This window comes from Anaerotruncus rubiinfantis, assembly GCF_900078395.1.
Taxonomy (GTDB): Bacteria; Bacillota; Clostridia; order Oscillospirales; family Ruminococcaceae; genus Anaerotruncus; species Anaerotruncus rubiinfantis.
In genome coordinates this window covers 803579-817304 of the sequence record NZ_FKLA01000009.1, presented here as the reverse complement: position 1 = coordinate 817304, position 13726 = coordinate 803579, and the positions used below count along the sequence as shown (strand labels likewise).

Annotated in this window: 20 protein-coding genes; 6 read left to right on the top strand and 14 right to left on the bottom strand. The window is 55.0% G+C overall.

Annotated features, from left to right (window positions below; genetic code table 11):
- Positions 1-3: 3 nt before the first annotated feature.
- The 7 genes from BN4275_RS17835 to BN4275_RS09485 form a co-directional block, all read right to left on the bottom strand.
- Positions 4-138, bottom strand: coding sequence for a hypothetical protein (locus BN4275_RS17835; RefSeq protein ID WP_255420037.1), 135 nt, complete (start codon positions 136-138; stop codon positions 4-6).
- Positions 139-188: 50 nt separating this feature from the next.
- Positions 189-338, bottom strand: a complete 150-nt coding sequence (locus tag BN4275_RS17565; RefSeq protein WP_187116773.1) for a hypothetical protein — start codon at positions 336-338, stop codon at positions 189-191.
- Positions 339-432: 94 nt separating this feature from the next.
- On the bottom strand, positions 433-2073 hold the full coding sequence (locus BN4275_RS09505; RefSeq protein WP_066457292.1) for a WG repeat-containing protein: 1641 nt from the start codon (positions 2071-2073) through the stop codon (positions 433-435).
- A 213-nt stretch (positions 2074-2286) separates the two neighbouring features.
- On the bottom strand, positions 2287-3003 hold the full coding sequence (locus tag BN4275_RS09500) for an NAD-dependent protein deacylase (RefSeq protein ID WP_066457290.1): 717 nt from the start codon (positions 3001-3003) through the stop codon (positions 2287-2289).
- Positions 3004-3017: 14 nt separating this feature from the next.
- Positions 3018-3467: a hypothetical protein gene (locus tag BN4275_RS09495; RefSeq protein WP_147539176.1), complete on the bottom strand. Its 450-nt coding sequence runs from the start codon at positions 3465-3467 to the stop codon at positions 3018-3020.
- Between the two features lie 22 nt (positions 3468-3489).
- Positions 3490-3696, bottom strand: a complete 207-nt coding sequence (locus BN4275_RS09490; protein ID WP_066457285.1) for a DUF896 domain-containing protein — start codon at positions 3694-3696, stop codon at positions 3490-3492.
- Positions 3697-3781: 85 nt separating this feature from the next.
- Positions 3782-4015, bottom strand: coding sequence for a hypothetical protein (locus BN4275_RS09485; RefSeq protein ID WP_147539177.1), 234 nt, complete (start codon positions 4013-4015; stop codon positions 3782-3784).
- Between the two features lie 150 nt (positions 4016-4165).
- Between BN4275_RS09485 and BN4275_RS09480 the strand changes: the two genes are divergently transcribed.
- Positions 4166-4468, top strand: coding sequence for a helix-turn-helix domain-containing protein (locus BN4275_RS09480; protein WP_066457278.1), 303 nt, complete (start codon positions 4166-4168; stop codon positions 4466-4468).
- 42 nt (positions 4469-4510) lie between these two features.
- Here the strand turns inward: BN4275_RS09480 and BN4275_RS09475 are convergent, their stop codons facing one another.
- The 5 genes from BN4275_RS09475 to BN4275_RS09455 form a co-directional block, all read right to left on the bottom strand.
- Entirely contained in the window at positions 4511-5209 is a 699-nt protein-coding gene (locus BN4275_RS09475; RefSeq protein WP_066457276.1) for a DNA alkylation repair protein, read from the bottom strand.
- Complete coding sequence (locus tag BN4275_RS09470; RefSeq protein ID WP_066457274.1) at positions 5206-5559, bottom strand: MmcQ/YjbR family DNA-binding protein; 354 nt, start codon at positions 5557-5559, stop codon at positions 5206-5208. Before BN4275_RS09470 ends, BN4275_RS09475 begins: the two co-directional genes overlap by 4 nt.
- A 3-nt stretch (positions 5560-5562) precedes the next feature.
- Positions 5563-6024 (bottom strand): S-ribosylhomocysteine lyase, encoded by a 462-nt coding sequence (locus BN4275_RS09465; protein ID WP_079988192.1) that lies wholly within the window; start codon positions 6022-6024, stop codon positions 5563-5565.
- A 2-nt stretch (positions 6025-6026) separates the two neighbouring features.
- Complete coding sequence (locus BN4275_RS09460; protein ID WP_438264181.1) at positions 6027-6500, bottom strand: DNA-deoxyinosine glycosylase; 474 nt, start codon at positions 6498-6500, stop codon at positions 6027-6029.
- A 64-nt stretch (positions 6501-6564) separates the two neighbouring features.
- Positions 6565-7821: a competence/damage-inducible protein A gene (locus BN4275_RS09455; protein ID WP_066457265.1), complete on the bottom strand. Its 1257-nt coding sequence runs from the start codon at positions 7819-7821 to the stop codon at positions 6565-6567.
- A 212-nt stretch (positions 7822-8033) separates the two neighbouring features.
- Between BN4275_RS09455 and BN4275_RS09450 the strand changes: the two genes are divergently transcribed.
- Positions 8034-9176 carry a DEAD/DEAH box helicase gene (locus BN4275_RS09450; RefSeq protein WP_066457262.1) on the top strand — a complete coding sequence of 381 codons (1143 nt, stop codon included), beginning with the start codon at positions 8034-8036 and terminating at the stop codon, positions 9174-9176.
- A gap of 466 nt (positions 9177-9642) precedes the next feature.
- Here BN4275_RS09450 and BN4275_RS09445 read toward each other — a convergent pair whose 3' ends face one another.
- Positions 9643-9966, bottom strand: a complete 324-nt coding sequence (locus BN4275_RS09445) for a helix-turn-helix domain-containing protein (RefSeq protein ID WP_066457259.1) — start codon at positions 9964-9966, stop codon at positions 9643-9645.
- Positions 9967-10072: 106 nt separating this feature from the next.
- On the opposite strand from BN4275_RS09445, the gene BN4275_RS09440 reads away from it, so the two are divergent.
- Complete coding sequence (locus BN4275_RS09440; protein ID WP_066457256.1) at positions 10073-10303, top strand: hypothetical protein; 231 nt, start codon at positions 10073-10075, stop codon at positions 10301-10303.
- A 19-nt stretch (positions 10304-10322) separates the two neighbouring features.
- Here BN4275_RS09440 and BN4275_RS09435 read toward each other — a convergent pair whose 3' ends face one another.
- Positions 10323-10811 (bottom strand): prolyl-tRNA synthetase associated domain-containing protein, encoded by a 489-nt coding sequence (locus BN4275_RS09435; protein WP_066457254.1) that lies wholly within the window; start codon positions 10809-10811, stop codon positions 10323-10325.
- A gap of 461 nt (positions 10812-11272) precedes the next feature.
- Here BN4275_RS09435 and BN4275_RS09430 point away from each other — a divergent pair, with 461 nt between their 5' ends.
- From BN4275_RS09430 to BN4275_RS09420, 3 genes are all read left to right on the top strand, one after another.
- Positions 11273-12016, top strand: a complete 744-nt coding sequence (locus BN4275_RS09430; RefSeq protein ID WP_066457253.1) for a methionine ABC transporter ATP-binding protein — start codon at positions 11273-11275, stop codon at positions 12014-12016.
- Positions 12016-12684 carry a methionine ABC transporter permease gene (locus tag BN4275_RS09425; RefSeq protein ID WP_066457250.1) on the top strand — a complete coding sequence of 223 codons (669 nt, stop codon included), beginning with the start codon at positions 12016-12018 and terminating at the stop codon, positions 12682-12684. Before BN4275_RS09430 ends, BN4275_RS09425 begins: the two co-directional genes overlap by 1 nt.
- 93 nt (positions 12685-12777) lie before the next feature.
- Positions 12778-13665 carry a MetQ/NlpA family ABC transporter substrate-binding protein gene (locus BN4275_RS09420; RefSeq protein ID WP_066457245.1) on the top strand — a complete coding sequence of 296 codons (888 nt, stop codon included), beginning with the start codon at positions 12778-12780 and terminating at the stop codon, positions 13663-13665.
- The last annotated feature ends 61 nt before the right edge of the window (positions 13666-13726 follow it).

Below are 13726 nucleotides of genomic sequence, written 5' to 3'. Positions count from 1 at the left end.
TTTTCATACGTCGTTCCGTTTGACCGATTGTTTCTTCGCGTTTTTATTCTGGTTCTGGTTTTCACGGGTCAACGGGGTCTGACCGTTGCATTTCTGTTCCCGGACTTCCTTCTTGTCCGGCTGCGAATCTTTCGGCATATTTTCACCTCCGGGATTAGGGTTCCGTCTGTGGGAACGCCCCGCAGGGGTCAGCGTTCTCCCTCGTCAATAATTTCCTGCAGGCAGCGCATCAAGTCGGTCAGCGAATGGATCTGCACATCCCTCCGCAGGATCTCATTTTTGAGATCGATCGAAAGGGATTCAAACTGCGGACGGACCTGATCGGAAACATAGGACATGGCACTCACCTCACAGATAGGATGCCCCCGGGAATGGGAAATTAACCAAAAAAACAGGGCCATCCTCTTCGGACGGCCCTGTTTTTTTGGTGGTTCAGAGGTTCAATTTGACAAGGCAGCTCTTGACTTCGCCCTTGTCGTTGGTATATTCCATCGCACAGACCATCGTTTCCGGATTGTAGCCAATCAGGTCGCTGAACACCGTTTCGAGCACGATGTTGCCCTTGCGGTCGATGAGGCCGATCTTGCCGTCACGCTCGACAAATGCAAGATCCTTATCCGGCATAAAGTTGTCTGCGTAGTCAAATTTCGCGTCGATCACAAATTTTCCGGTCCGGTCGATGTAACCCCATTTTTCCTGCGGGGTCATCACGAGCATATACTGCTGATCCTCGCCCCGCGTAATATAATTGCTGGAGGAGAGGATCACCTTGCCTCCGGTGGTCATAATCCCATAGGAACCCGGGCCGTTGTCCCCGTCGAAGAGTACGTACCCTTTGTCGAGATGCGCGGCGTCTCCGGTGAGCAACCCCTCGTACTTCGAGTTCATGATCTCGTTGCCTTCCCGGTCGATCAGGCCATACCGGCCGTTGCGTTCAAAACAGGCATATTCACCCGAAAACGGGGTGACATAGTCGTAAAACGGTTCAATTCCGACCTTGCCGTTGTCAAGCCCGGTGATCACGCCCCAGCGGCCGTCTTTGCAGACGCTCGCGCTCGTCTCACCCATCACCAGATCCTCCCACTGGGCCTTGCAGGTGATTTTTCCGAAAATGTCCATGATCCCTTTCTTGCCGTCCTGGGAGAAATCGGTAAACTCGTTGCTTTTGTTAAAATATCCGATCTCGTCATACGAAGGCTCGACGATAATGTTCCCGCTGCCGTCGGCCATGCCGTAACGACCGTCCACCGTGAAAACGACGCGGTCCTCCTGCGCCGAAATTTCGGAACGGATGCCAATCTTTGCCTCGTCGCAGCCGAAATTCTGGATCGGGGAAAAGTCCTTAAGACTGTAGAACTTGATCATGTCGTTCTGCAGAATCGCAAGGGTTTCGCTGAGTGCGAGAACATCGTCGCCGCGCTCAGCCGTAAAGACGGTCTTGCCGGAAAGGTCTTTGAGCTCGGTGTCGTCACCGGTGGTGCATTCGATCAGCTTTCCGCCGTAGAGCGGCCAAGTGGAGTCATATTCGAACGGGATCACCACTGTACCGTCCAGCGTGTTGACCACTCCGTATTTGCCATCCTTCTGCACCGACGCCAGCGCATCGCCAAATGCGGTGTACCAGCCCGAATCGTCCGAGGTAAACACAAAATCGGTCACGATCTTGCCGTTCGGGTTGGCAATGGCATATTTGCCGCCCTGCGCGGGTGCAAAATAGTCACAGGTCAGATAGCCGCGCGGGCCGCCCCGGTTGAGCGGCAGATACATATCATACTGCGCGGGGGTGAGCAATTCAAGCGAATAGTCGCCCGAAGTGGTGTAAAGGGTCTTTGGCAGCTCAATGGCGCCCACGGTCGTTGACGGCGGGGCGTCAGGCATCGGCGCTTCGACCGCGGCGGAAGCGCTTGTCTTGGGCAAGCCGGCCGGATCGTTCGATTCTAAGGACGCATCAGCCGACCCGGATGCGGACGGCGCCTCCGCGGAAGATCCCGCGCCGACAGGCCCGTTTACAGACACAGTATCGCAGCCGGCCAGCGCCAGAAGCAGAGCCAAAAGCATTGCAAATTTTTTCATAAGGAAACCTCCTTCCGGAGCGGAAGAGCCGCTCCTGCAGACAGGGGTATCACCACCGGCTTTAAAGCCGGATGTATCACAGCCTGTACATCTATAGAGTGCTGGAAAAGCAGGAACTTCCTGCATCTAAAGTATACCATATCTTTTATGGAAAACGGTGTCTTTTTTGTGAATGAGAAAACCGGGCCTTTTGGCCCGGTTTTCTCCGATTTTTCAGACGCGTATCCGCGCCATCACTTCTCCGACACTGCCCGCGATCAGCAGATCCGCACGGCTGTCCATCGGCGTGGCGGAACGGTTGATGAGCACAATTTTGCCGCGGCAGTAATCAATCAGCCCGGCCGCCGGATAGACCGCCAGTGAGGTGCCTGCGATAATCAGGAGGTCCGTCCGTTCGAGTGCGCGAACCGCCCGGCCGACCGTATCAGAATCGAGCGGCTCCTCGTATAGCACCACATCCGGCTTCACAAGCCCGCCGCAGGTACAGCGCGGCACACCTGTGCATTCCTTTATAAAGTGCGCATCATAAAACTTTCCACAGGCGGTGCAGTGATTGCGGTGTACCGAACCATGCAGCTCATAGACGACTTTGCTTCCCGCCGCCTGATGCAGCCCGTCAATATTCTGGGTGATTACCGCGTCGAGCCGTCCCGCCCCTTCCATCTCAGCCAGTTTTTTGTGCGCGGCATTCGGCTTTGCATCAAGGCAGAGCATCTTCGTCCGGTAGAATTCGAAAAATTCCGCGGTGTTGTGCACAAAAAATCTGTGGCCGATCATCGTTTCCGGCGGATACTTCCAACGCTGCCGGTAAAGACCGTCCACACTGCGAAAATCCGGGATACCGCTTTCGGTCGAAACACCCGCCCCGCCAAAAAAGACGATATGACGGCTTTCGTCAATCAACGCCTGTAAAGCTTCTGCTTCCCGCATCCATTTTACCTCCCTCAGCTCTGAAGCTGCCAGCCGCCTCCCGCATCGTAAGCGATCAGCGTCCAGTCATAAGCCGGGCCGCCGGTGCAGCGCAAAAGCATCTCGACCGCATTGTGCCCATCCTCCGCATAAGCATAGGCAAGATCGGTGCCGAGCAGCTTCGCTTCTCCCGGAAAATATCGCATCGTTCCGCCAAGCGCCGCTTCAACCGGGATGAGGTCGGTGCGCGCGAGCAGACTTTCCAGTTTTTCCGCCTTTGCAGGGTCAGCCTCTTCCAGCTGTGATGGCGGCTCCTCCGCCGCAGCGGCCAGCTCCTGCACCTGCCGCCTGAGCGCGTCATTCTCCGCGGTCAGCGCGGCAACCTTTTCCTCAAGCTGCGAAATATGTGCCGGCGGATTCCCGGCACAGCCACCCAACAGAGTCAGAATCACGAACAAAGAGATTACTAACCGTAATATTTTCATTTAATATTCCTTTCCATCTTCATCATTCTCTCCTCTTCTGCAATTTTGTCTTGTTGCCTTTCTCATCCACAAGATAGGTATTGTCGAGTGACGAACGCAGGCTTGCCTTGATCGCCGCGAGATATTCCTGCCGCAACGCGAGCCGTTCCTCCTTTTCGGCGTCGGTCAGTTCCCGCTGTCCGGCCAGCCGCGTCAATTCATTGATCCGTTCTATTTTTTTCTGCTGCATCTTCCAATTCCTCCGATATCGATGTTTCCCGATGAAACCATTATACCACAAGCGCAAAAACAAAAACACCAGGCAAGCCCGGTGTTTAATCCTTCTTTTTTTTTCGGCTGAGAAAAACGGAAATCTCATCGTAACTGGAAAACGCAATGTCCTCCCGATAGAGATAGGACAGACAATACGCCCATTCCGCAAGACTATAGGTTTCCCGGTCCAAGTCCAGCACCATCTGGATGAGTTCCTGCGTATCCGCTTTTGCCGGCAGGGACGAGATATAACAGCCGCATTGCTGTGACAGCGTCTCAAGCATACTCTCCTGCATCCGGTTCACCCCGATCAAATCTTTATAAACCAACAATTTATTTCAGTTTATCATATTTACCGCGCTTTGTAAACTTTTAGTCGTCAAAATATTTCAAAATTCCTCCGTACAGGTACTTCCTTCCAGTACACTCTATGAGGAGGTGATTTGATGGTTTTCGACTTCGGATATCGTTTGCGTGCTTTGCGAAAACAAAAAAAGCTTACCCAGACGCAAGTAGCTTCCCGCTTAAACCTTTCCAAAACCACCATCAGCGGCTATGAGAACAACACCAAGACCCCTTCGGTGGACACCCTGATTCAGCTGTCCAGTCTCTACGGCGTTTCAACCGACTACCTGCTTGGCATCGAAAACCGCCCGCTGCTGCTGATTGACGGCATATCTGAGCGCCAGCAGGAAATTCTTCGGACACTGCTCGCGGAATTCCGCACCCGCCAAAATACGGAACATTGAATATGCCAAACAAAAAAGCCGCTTTGAAGCGGCTTTTTCTATTTACGCTGTACGTTTCATCGATCTGATCACTGTCTTGGCCTTCCCGTCCACCCGATCGGATTCAACGATTTTGCGGAGCGCTTTGTTATAAGTGTCCGCATCCAGTCTGCTTTCACGCAGATACCGCATCGTTTCGTCCGGGAACTTCACAAAACACACGGAAATCGCCCACGCAACCGCCATGCGCACATAATACTGCCGCCCTGCAAGCCGTTCGAATTGGCTGAAAAGATACCGCAGATGCTGCTCATCCACAAAATAATCCATCAGCACCACCACTGCGAACCGCGTTTCAAACTCCTTTTGTGAGGCGAGGTACGGAGCAAGGAACTCCAGCGTACGTTCCCGGTCTTTTTGCAGGAATTTGAAGCCTGCGCAGCAGCTGTCGCAGATTGCCCAATTGGCGATCTTCGGGATAAACGCCGCAAGCTGTTCATAAAGTTCATCAGCCGGCGCCTTCACATAGCCGAGCACCAACCCCTGCAGCATCGTTTCCTCATAGGTGCCGGTTTTGGCCGCCGCCAGATACCCGCGCCAATCCTCCCTGGCCAGCTCCTTGGCAACTTTACGCAGCACCGGCAGCCGTACCCCGAGCAGGTGTTCTTCCCCTGGCACCAGCTTCTGATGGAACGCTTTAAAAGCCGGATCGGCCAGTTTCCGCAGGCGCTCTGCCAGTTCCTGATACTCCGCTTCAGTCATTGCTTTTTCCTTCCCTTCGGCGCGGTCAGCGCAAAGCTGTGGTCAATCATTTCCCGGATAATTTGATCATCCAGCCCGTCGTTTGGCCGCACCGTATTCCAATGCGACTTATTCATGTGGTAGCCGGGTGTGACCTGGGGGTAAACCCTGCGCCAGAAATCCGCCTGCATCGGTTCACATTTGAGGTTTATACAGAGACCATCGCGTTCATAAATCAGCGCAAAGCTCTTGCGGTTGCTTTTGTGGCGCATAACCGTCCAGGCCTCCCCATCCGAAACGGCGTCGAACGGATAGTCCTCATAGGCGTCCGCATAGGTCAGGCAGTGATCAATCCATTCCCGCCGCGTCATGGCTCACACCTCGTAGGCCATTTTTTCAGGTGTCCAGCCACACAGCACCCCGCACATGTCCGCTCCGATTTTTTTGGCGCCGGCAAGGTCGTGCTCCCGGTAATTCCCGCATTCCGGCTCGGTGCTGCCGGGGATTTCCCCCTCATAACCCGCGATGAAGGCAAAGGTATCCTGCAGCAGCCGGATCACATCCTCCTTTGAAAGGCTGTCCCGCGTGAGCAGGTAAAAACCCGTCCGGCAGCCCATTGGCCCGACATAAAGGATCTGGTCGGAGAATACCCCGTTGCGCACATAGGTTGCAAAAAGATGCTCCACCGTGTGCAGCGCGGCATTTGGCAGATAGTCGCCCGCATTCGGGGTGCACATGCGGATATCATAGGTAAAAACATCTCCGTCAACGCGGGAAATATAAAGGCCTTTTTTCAGCTTGGTGTGATCAACGCAGAAGCTGGCGATCCGTTTCATCTTCAGTCCTCCAGATAATTTTGGATAACCCGGTAGCTTTCGCAGAGCGATTCAAACGACCGGGCGCAATTTGCCGGGCTGGTCGAGGGCAGCGGGATCGCCTCCCTCCCCACAGCCGGCTGGATATGGCGCTTATAAAGTTTCGCAGCCGTCCCGCCGGTGGTGAAAACCGCACGGATCTTCGCCGCCGAAAGGATCGGGGAAAGGTCATTCGGCTCCGGGGCCGCGATGCTCGCATCCGACGCGCCCTCAATTTCACAGGCATGCAGCACATCCCAAAGGGCAATCCCGTTTTCCAGAAGAAAAGCATGTTTTTCCTCGTTTGTCCGCGGCAGCGGTTTCTCCAGTACCGCCGCGAGCACCTTCCAGAAGCGGTTCTGCGGATGCCCGTAAAAAAAGCCATATTCCCGCGATTTTGGCGAAGGGAAGCTCCCGAGGATCAGCACCCGGGAATTTTCGTCGTAGACCGGGGAGATGGTGTGGATGAGCTTTTCAGCGATGGGAATCCCTCCATTTCCAGGAATTTTTCCCGCAAATCCATCATTTCATTTCGGCGGTTTTGCGCAGCAGCGACAGCGCGTTCGACGCGGCAAGATAGCGGATGAGTTCCCGCTGGCCGTCGCGGTATCCGCGCGCAAGACGCAGTTCGGCCACTTCATTATGCCATGCGCTGCTGATTCCCACATACACAAGCCCAACCGGTTTTTCGTCGCTTCCGCCGTCGGGGCCCGCGATCCCGGTGGTGGAGATACCGATGTCCGCACCGGAAATCCGGCGCACGCCGTCGGCCATCTCCTTTGCGGTTTCAGGTGAAACCGCGCCGTATTTTTCGAGCGTTTCGCGCTTCACGCCGAGCAGCTTCTCCTTCACCCCGTTTGCGTAACTAGTCACGCCGCAGCCAAACACCTCCGAGCTGCCAGGAACTTCGGTGATCCGTTTGGAAAGGTATCCACCGGTGCAGCTTTCCGCCGTGGCGACCGTGAGCCCACGCTCTTTGAGCGCCTGTACAGCTGCGGTCTGGAGATTATCGACATCCACGCCGTAGATGTATTGCGGATAACGGTCCCGGAGCATCCGCAATACCGGCGCCATCAATTCCTCGGCTTCCGCCGCGCTTTTTCCCGCGGCGGTCACACGCAGCATCACTTCGCCGTCCTTTGCATACGGCGCAAGGGTCGGATTCTCCATCGTCTGCATTTCTTCGCGCAGCTGTGCCTCGAGCGTGCTTTCTCCGATGCCGAAGAAATAAACGCAGTGGGAACGCAGTACATGGTCCGAACGCTTTGCCAGATACGGCATGACCTGGTTTTGGAACATCGGGGCCATCTCGCGCGGCGGTCCGGGCATCATAATCGCGATCTTCCCCTTACCTTCAATGATCGCGCCGGGCGCGGTGCCATTTGGATTTTCAAGTACGATGCAGCCCTTGGGCATCATGGCCTGTTTGAGGTTGTTTTCGGTCATCTTGCGGCCGAATTTTTTAAAGAAGCGTTCGAGCGCTTCGACCGACGGCTGATGCAGTTCGAGCGGCAGCCCAAAATAAGCGGCGATTGTTTCCTTGCTCAGGTCGTCATAGGTTGGGCCGAGGCCGCCGGTGGTGATGACGATATTATTGCGGGCAAAGGCAATCTCCAACGCATCTTTAAGCCGTTCCGGGTTGTCCCCAACCACCGTGTGATGATACAGGTTGATCCCAAGGTCGGCAAGCCCGCGGGAAATCTCCGCCGAATTGGTGTTGACAATGTTCCCAAGCAGGATTTCTGTGCCGATACATAAAATTTCCGCAGAATCTTTCATAGGGTTTGCACTCCGTTTCGATAGAATCTTTATGGGGTTTATTATAGCACGTTCCGCCGAATTTTTCCGTGTTTTTTTGTAAATTGTTGTTTCCAGCGACGGCGGCGCGCCATGCATCCGCATTTTCATAGGAAAGCCCGGCAAATGCCCCTTTACGCGGACAGGCTTCCTATGTTATAATATTTCTGTTTAAAATGAAGGAGAATCGATAAATGGCTAACTACAGCGAACTTCAAAATGTGTCGCCTGAAATTTTGCAGGCGGTGGAGCGGATGGGCTTCACAGAAATGACCGAAATTCAGGAAAAGGCAATCCCTGTCATGCTCGAAGGGCACGAGATCATCGCCAAAGCGCCCACCGGTACTGGAAAAACCTGTGCCTTTGGCATCCCGCTCATTGAAAAGGTCGATCCCGACCTGCTCCAGGTACAGGCGATTGTCCTCTGCCCCACCCGTGAGCTCTGCACCCAGATCACAGAGGATCTGCGCAACCTGGCATTTTTCAAACACGGGCTCAAAGTGGTTGCGGTCTACGGCGGCCAGCCGATCGATAAGCAGATCGGCGCGCTCAAACGCGGCGCGCAGGTTGTTGTCGCCACGCCGGGACGTCTGCTCGACCACATGCACCGGCGCACAATCAATATCTCCAAAGCCAAAATCGCCGTACTCGACGAGGCGGATGAGATGCTCGATATGGGGTTTTATAAGGATGTCTGCAAAATCCTTGACGCGCTGCCGAAGGAAAAGCAGATGGTCATGTTCTCAGCCACCATTTCCCGCGAAGTCATGGACATTGGCTGGATCTATCAGCGTGATACTGTGGAATTGACCGTCGAGCCTGTGCAGGACAGCGAGCCGAGAATCTCCCAGTATATGATCGAAAGCGTGGGCCGCCAAAAGCTGGCCGACCTGGTTTATATTCTGCGCGCGAACGACTATCACCGTTCAATTATCTTTTGCAACACAAAATATTCCACCGCCAGCCTTGCCGGGCAGCTCACCGACCGCGGTTTCGACGCGGCCTGCCTCAACGGAGATATGCAGCAGGGCGAACGCAACAGGATCATGGCGAAATTCAAGGCGGGCGAAATTGAAATCCTGGTTGCCACCGATGTGGCGGCGCGCGGCATCGACGTAACCGACGTAGACGCGGTTTTCAACTATGAAATCCCGCTGGAAAACGAATATTATACCCACCGCATCGGGCGCACAGGGCGCGCGAAAAAGGCCGGCACCGCCTATGTTTTCTATGGTCCGGACGACCGCAAGCGGCTCGACAACATCATCCGTTACACGCGTTCGCACGTGATCGAGCTGGAATTCAACGAAGCCGGCGAGCTGGTGGAGAAATCCTGATGTAACTTTCTTGCGCGTCCAAGAAAGTCACCAAAGAAGGACGTTCAAGGGGGCCTCCGACAGCCCCCTTGAAAATCCCCTGTGGGAACATCCGCTGAGACAAAACGTGGCTTGCCGCGTTTGGCAGCCTGCTCGCCTGGCGGCGAAGCGCGCTAACGCGCGACGGCTGCTCACGGGGGCTTTCCGCCCCCGTGTCCCCCGGTAAAGAGTCGTCTGCGGCGACCCGCCACCTTTGGCGGCGGATTCGGGATAAGGAACGCGGGACGGGTTTTCGCAACCATTGCGAAAACCGGCTTCGCCGAATAAGGACAAACCGATCAAAAAATGCGCGGCCCTGCGGGCCGCGCATTTTTTATAGCAATTGTTTTGCACCGGGCATATCGCGCCGGGATCAGATGCCGTTACATTTCCCGTTGTCCAGCAGGACACGATAGCGTCATCGCCGCCGAAGGGCGGCGATCCGGGCTCAAGGCTTTTCGAGGCCCTTCGCGCGGCGGTTGAGGAAGTTAAACTGTTCCGCCAGCTCGTTGATGAGGACGATCTGGTCGTCCTCCAGGTGGTCGAGGTCCATATGTTCCACATCGCTGAGGTCGAGCAGATAATCGGCGGAGACGTTGAAAAAATTGCACAGGTCGCGCAGCACCTCGACCGACGGCAGCATCGCGCCGCGTTCATAGGAACTGATTGTCGCACGTTTGAGTCCCAGCTTTTTTGCAAGGTCATCTTGTGACAATTCCTGCGTAGTACGCAGTTTTTTCAGTTTTATTCCGAAATTCACAATCGTTCCCATATTCGCCCTCATATATTGCAATTTTAAATTACTTATGTTACTATTATAATCGCAAATCGATATAATAAATCGCATTTGTCATTTAATAACGCGTCCGGAGGAAGCTATGGAAGTCAAATTATTTGTGAAACTGGTCATGTCGATTATGGACCCTGCCAACGAACAGCTTACGCCGGAAGAGCTTGTGTATGTGCAGGAAAGCGGTCTGCTCGAAACCCTCGAGCTTTTTTTCCAACTGATTGAAGATCCCTCCAATTCCTTTGAGGAATGCGTTTCCGCCATGCGGGTCGCGCTTCATATCCCGGAAACAGAAAACACCGGGCGCCACGAAACGTGACGCCCGGTGTTTTTTCCATTCAAACCGTTACGAACCGGATGGCATTGCCGTTCGCTTCGATCACTTTGCGAAGGTCGTCAAATGCAATCCAAACGGTCGCCGTGTTGTCGTTCGGATGCACGCCCAGCTTTGGATTTCCCACCAAATCCTTGTCAAACGCGACTTCCACCGCCGCGTCCGCGTCGTTTACCACCCCAAGCGGCGTGACTTCCCCCTGATGCAGCCCCAGATATTTTTCCAGCCGTTCGGCGGATGCAAAGCTCAGCCGGGTGGATTCCAGCTCCTTTTCCAAAGCGCGCAGGTCCGCGTGCTTATCCTTTTGCACCACGACCAGAAAATGCCGCCTGCCTTTTGCATCGCGCAGAAAGAGGTTCTTGCATACCTCCCCGCTAAGCGTGATGCCGAGTTTATCCATCTCCTCAATGGTGAATACCGCCGGATGTTCGATCAATTCATACGGCGCCCCGGCTTCGTCCAGCCGTGCAAGCGCTTTTTCCCGTTGCGTCATGATTTTCCCTCCCAGTTTTGTCAATTCTATTTATTTATAGCACAGTCCGTGCCCGGGTGCAATGTATATCCTGCCCAATTTGAAAGAATTGCTATTGACTATTTCAAAAATTAGGCTATAATATTTTTACATAATCTTTTTAACATACTTGTGAAAGACGCTGAAAAGAAGAGTAAGCTTTGGATGCTTTTGCAGAGAGCCCCGGCAGCTGAAAAGGGGTAAAGCAAAGATTGCCGAACATGGTCTTGGAGTCCCGCAGGCGAAAGTCTTTAGTCTGCGGCGGGCGCACCCGTTACAGTGCCGGACGTTCGGATTTTAGCCGGCCGTCATTGAGGCTCGTTTCTGTAAAGATTCGGGTAAAGCAAGGTGGTACCACGAAGCTTCGGCTCTCGTCCTTGGATCAGTTCCAATGGCGGGGGTTTTTTTATTGGGAAGGTTAAATTTTCAGGAGGGATTCAGCCGTGATCGAAATCAAGCATCTGTGTAAAAGGTTCCATGACAAATCCGGTGAGGTCGTCGCATTGAACGACGTGAACCTCACCATCGAAAAAGGGGATATCTTCGGGATCATCGGCATGAGCGGCGCTGGAAAGTCCACCCTGCTGCGCTGCCTTTCCACCCTGGAAACCCCAACATCCGGCACGGTGGAGCTCGACGGCGTGAACCTCTCCAGCCTGGCCGGGCGGCAGCTCATCGAGACGCGCCGAAAAATGGGCGTGGTTTTTCAGGGCTACAACCTGCTGATGCAGCGCACCGTCGCGCAGAATGTCGCCTTCCCGCTCGAACTGGCCGGCGCGGATAAAGCCGCCATCAAAAAGCGGGTGGCCGAACTGCTCGATCTGGTGGGGCTTGGCGATAAGGCTGGCAGCTATCCTTCCCAGCTTTCCGGCGGCCAGAAGCAGCGCGTTGCAATCGCGCGGGCGCTCGCCACCAGCCCGGAGGTTCTCTTCTGCGACGAGCCGACCTCGGCGCTCGACAGCCTGACCACCAAGGCGGTGCTAGAGCTGCTCAAGGATATCAACCAGAAGATGAGCGTCACCATCGTCATCATCACCCATGAGATTTCGGTGGTCAAATCGATCTGCAATAAGGTCGCGGTCATCGACGCCGCGAATTTTGTCGAATGGGGCGGCACCAGGGAAATCTTCGAAGCGCCCAAGAGCGACATTACCAAACTTCTGCTGGGATATGAGGTGATTTCATAATGATGGAGATGTTAAAAGAGCTTGCCCCCATGCTTTGGGAAGGCACGGTCGACACCCTTTATATGACGGTGCTTTCCACCTTCTTTGCTTATCTGCTCGGCCTGCCGATGGGCGTGCTGCTTTCGATCACCGACAAGGGCGGCATCCTGGAAAACCGCCCGTTCAATACCGTTTTTGGCTGGATCATCAACATCCTGCGTTCCTTCCCGTTCGTGATCCTGATGATTGCGATCGTACCTTTCACCCGGCTCATCGCGGGAAAAATCTACGGGCCGACCGCCGCGGTCGTCCCGCTGGTCATCGCCGCCGCGCCGTTTGTCGCGCGGCTGGTGGAATCCTCGCTCGCTGAGATCGACGCCGGCGTGATCGAGGCCGCCAAATGCATGGGCGCGACCACCGGCCAGATTATCCTGCGGGTCATGCTGACCGAATCGGTTCCGTCGCTGGTGCGTGGGCTTTCGATCACCACCATCACCCTGATCGGCTATTCCGCCATGGCCGGCGCGGTCGGCGCCGGGGGACTGGGCGACATCGCCATCCGCTACGGCCTGCACCGCTACGAGACCGATGTGATGATGATTACCATCGTTCTGCTCATCGTGATCGTCTGTCTCATCCAGCTCATCTTCGACCATACGGCCAACCACATCGACAAACGAAACCGCTGATACGCGGTTTTCCCATCCGGGAACTCCCCGCGGGGTTTGTGGCCACAAACCCTGTTCACATAGATCTAAAGTTTAAAAAGTGAGGTAATAACCATGAACTATTTAAAAAAATCTCTGGCACTTGTTTTTGCGCTGGCTCTCTGCCTGAGCGCCGCCGCCTGCGGCGGCAGCGACGCGCCCGCTTCTTCCGCAGCTCCGGCGGCGTCCGCCCCGGCTTCCTCTGAGGCGACAGACGGGTCCTCCGCGCTCGCCGAGACCATCACTCTTACGGTTGGCGCGTCTCCGGCTCCGCATGCGGAAATCCTTGAGCAGGTGAAACCGCTGCTCGAAGCCGAAGGCATCCAGCTCGAAATCAAGGAATTCACCGATTACGTCATGCCCAACAAGGTCCTTGACGCGGGCGAAATCGACGCAAACTACTTCCAGCACAAACCCTATCTCGACAACTTTAACGCCGAAAACGGCACCGATCTCGCTGCCGCGGCCTTCATCCATTTTGAACCGCTCGGCGTCTACCCCGGCAAGACCGCTTCTCTCGACGCCCTGCCTGACGGCGGCGTGGTGGCCGTCCCGAACGACCCCTCCAATGAAGCCCGCGCCCTGCAGCTGCTCGAAAAGCTCGGCCTCATCAAGCTCAAGGAAGGCGTTGGCCTGAATGCCACCAAGCTCGACATCATCGAGAACGCAAAGAACCTTGACATCCAGGAAATTGAAGCCGCACAGCTCCCCCGCCTGCTGCCTGACGTCGATATCGCGGTCGTGAACGGCAACTACGCGGTCGAAGCAGGCATTGCCGACACTGTACTGGACGCGGAGGATAAAGAATCCGAAGCGGCGCAGGAATTCGCGAATATCATCGCGGTGCGCGCAGGAGACGAAAGCCGTCCGGAAATCCAGAAACTGATCGAAGCGCTCCAGAGCGACACCATCCGCGACTACATCACAAACACCTACGGCGGCGTTGTGATTCCTGTATTCTAAATCAAAATCGAAAAAACATCCAAATCCCGCTGCGGCTCGATTGCCCGGCGGGATTTGTCAT